Consider the following 2,903-nt stretch of genomic DNA (forward strand, 5'->3'; position numbering starts at 1 on the left):
GCCGATTATGCCAAGTCGTTGATTATGGAAAGTAGCTGTGATGATCGGCGGCACGATCCGATAATCACAGGGTGTCGCAGCAGGTGACGCCCTACGAACTCGACATAATCTCAGCGATGATCTGGAGTAACGGTTTCACCTGAGGGGACCGTTATGAAGCCAACCCGTTTACACCCGGCCAAGTCCAACGCGCGATCGTTTGCGTCATTCCCGGCGCACATTACTGATGAATTGAATCGCTACGATGCATATCTGCGTGATGTGCGAGGACTGGCAGCCGAGACCCGTAAGAACCGACGTCGTGTTGTCGGCTTGCTCTTACGAGACAGATTCGAGCGGTGCGCTATCGACTTCAGAAAGGTGCGCCCCGACGATGTTCGCCGGTTTGTTTCGACGCAGTTGAGTGCCGGTGGCTCAGCCTCTTGTGCGTCCCAACTGGCAGCAACGTTACGTAGTTATCTGCGTTACCGGACCATTTGCGGAGACCAACCCGGCAAGCTCTCCATCGTCATTCTGAATCCGGTCCACTGGAAGCTGGCATCTTTGCCACGTGCGCTCAAGCCAGAAGAAGTTATCCGCCTCCTGGACGCCGTCGCAGGCACTCGGCGCTGGCCGAAGCGTAGCTATGCGATGGTCCGGTTGGCGCTGGACATGGGGTTGCGTTCTGGCGAGATCGCACATCTCATGATCCGCGACGTCGACTGGCGCGCAGGCACCGTGACGTTGAGAGGCACGAAGTCGCTGCGCCAGGACGTCATGCCGTTGCCGATGGCATGCGGGCAGGCGCTTGCTGACTATCTGCAACACGAACGTCCAGCGACCAGCCACCCGGCCGTCTTTGTCCGAAAGGTAGCAGGGCGAGACCAGCCCGTTACTTCGACCGCGGTCCGGAACGTGATCAAGCGTGCCTGCCGTCGTGGCGGTCTGCTGCACTCAAGTGCCCACGCGCTTCGGCATACCCTGGCCTGTCGCCTCGTCGAGAACGGCAGTTCACTCAAGGAAGTCGCCGACCTGCTGCGTCACCGGTCGCTCAATACCACCCTGATCTACGCCAAGCTCGACACGCCGAAGCTGTCGGCAGTCGCTCTGCCGTGGCCGGGGAGTCCATCATGAGCGCGCGCATCAGTTTGCAGCAGCGGATCGACGACTACTTCGTCGAGAGGCGCTCCCTGGGGTTTGAGTTGCGCTCGCGGGACACGCTCCTGGCCAGTTTCGCGCGTTACGCCGCCGATCGGCATCACCGTGGCCCACTTACGGCTGACCTCATGACGGATTGGGCCCGGCAGGATAGATGGCACCGTGATACGCCGGCAACGTGGGCGGCCCGGTTGGCGATAGTTCGCCACTTCGCCCGCTACCTGAAGCAGTTCGAATCGGATACCGAAATCCCGGAAGAACCGATCTTCGGTCCTGAGCGGGGACGTGTTGCCCCACATATCTTCCATGAGGACGAAATCGTTGCGTTGCTGGCGGCGGCCCGCCGGCTCCAGCCAAAGGGAAGTCTCCGGCCAGTTACCTACGAGACCTTGTTCGGCCTGATGGCTTCGACTGGCCTGCGGGTCTCCGAGGCCATTCATTTGCGCGATGCCGACGTCGATCTCAAGGATGGGATGCTGATCATCCGACAGACCAAGTTCGCCAAGTCGCGACAGTTGCCGATCCATCCGACCACCGTTGCTGCGTTAAAGCGCTACCGACGGCAGCGCATGCAGCAGGTTGCCACTAGCCCTGACATGCCGTTTCTGATCAGCAGTCGTGGTCGGCGACTGGGACAGCCCCTTGGCGAGCGACAGGCTCATCGTGTCTTCAACTCGCTACGTGACAGCCTTGGCTGGGTGAACCGCGGGGCTCATACGGCGCCACGGCTTCATGATCTGCGGCACACGTTCGCTGTGCGACGCATGATGCTCTGGCATGCCGAGGGTACCGACATCGATCAGATGATGCTGGCGCTGTCGACCTACATGGGCCATGCCGAGATCTTCTACACGTACTGGTATCTGACAGCTGTTCCGGAATTAATGGCCTTGGCCGGCGGCAAGTTTGAGCGTTTCGCTGATCTCACCGGAGACGGCAATGTATAGGCGAACCAAGACAGCGCCTTCGTTTGCCGCGCTCGTGCAAGCCTGGTTCGCCGAATACCTGACCCAGCAGCGGGCACTCAGCGAGCAAACCATTACAGCCTATCGCGATAGCTTCGTACTCTTCCTTAAATTCGTAGAAGCGCACCTGGGTAAGCCACCAGCCACGATGGCACTCACCGATATGACGCCGGAACTCATCATGGCCTTCCTCGATCACCTTGAACGTCAAAGGCACAATTGTGTGCGCACTCGCAATGCACGTCTGGCAGCGCTGCGCTCCTTCCTGAAGTTTGCCGCGCACCGCGATGTCGCGTCGCTACAAGTAATTGAGCGAGCCTTGGGCGTTCCGGTCAAACGCTTCGAGCGCCCGATGTTTAGCTATCTGTCGCGCGAGGAGATGCTAACAGTGATCGGTACGCCCGGCAGTTCCTGGCTGAGCCAACGCGATCACCTTCTGTTCCTGCTGATGTACAACACCGGAGCGCGCGTCTCGGAGATTACCGGGGTGAAAGTCGCGGATGTTGTCCTTGATGAGAGTTCTGCCTGCATTCATTTGCGCGGCAAAGGACGCAAGCAGCGCAGCGTGCCGCTTTGGCGCTCTACCGTGAAGGCGGCACGGGCATGGTTGCGGGTCAATCCGGAATTCCAGCCGACATCGTCACTGCTTCCGAATCGGAACGGTCACGCAATGACGAGAGCCAATGTCGCGTTGAGGCTGACGTTGGCTGCCAGGAATGCAGTCCGTTCCTCTCCCGGTCTGGCAGAGCGGCACGTATCGCCCCATACTATCCGCCACTATATGCCCTTCCGAATTATGTC

General features: G+C 59.7%; 3 protein-coding genes. All 3 read left to right on the forward strand.

Features of this window, described 5'->3' with window-relative positions; all coding sequences use genetic code 11:
• The first annotated feature begins 153 nt into the window (after positions 1-153).
• Positions 154-1,113 (forward strand): tyrosine-type recombinase/integrase, encoded by a 960-nt coding sequence (locus AWB82_RS36395; protein WP_086974072.1) that lies wholly within the window; start codon positions 154-156, stop codon positions 1,111-1,113.
• Positions 1,110-2,084, forward strand: coding sequence for a tyrosine-type recombinase/integrase (locus tag AWB82_RS36400; protein ID WP_086974074.1), 975 nt, complete (start codon positions 1,110-1,112; stop codon positions 2,082-2,084). Before AWB82_RS36395 ends, AWB82_RS36400 begins: the two co-directional genes overlap by 4 nt.
• Positions 2,077-2,903 (forward strand): tyrosine-type recombinase/integrase (locus tag AWB82_RS36405; protein WP_086974073.1); only part of this gene is annotated, 827 nt, incomplete at its 3' end. The genes AWB82_RS36400 and AWB82_RS36405, both read left to right, overlap by 8 nt.

Source organism: Caballeronia glebae (genome assembly GCF_001545035.1).
GTDB classification, from domain to species: Bacteria; Pseudomonadota; Gammaproteobacteria; order Burkholderiales; family Burkholderiaceae; genus Caballeronia; species Caballeronia glebae.

Bases quoted from the DNA above. Each gene is read 5' to 3' on its own strand.
- AWB82_RS36400 (WP_086974074.1), top strand. From the start codon at position 1,110: ATGAGCGCGCGCATCAGTTTGCAGCAGCGGATCGACGACTACTTCGTC.
- AWB82_RS36395 (WP_086974072.1), top strand. From the start codon at position 154: ATGAAGCCAACCCGTTTACACCCGGCCAAGTCCAACGCGCGATCGTTT.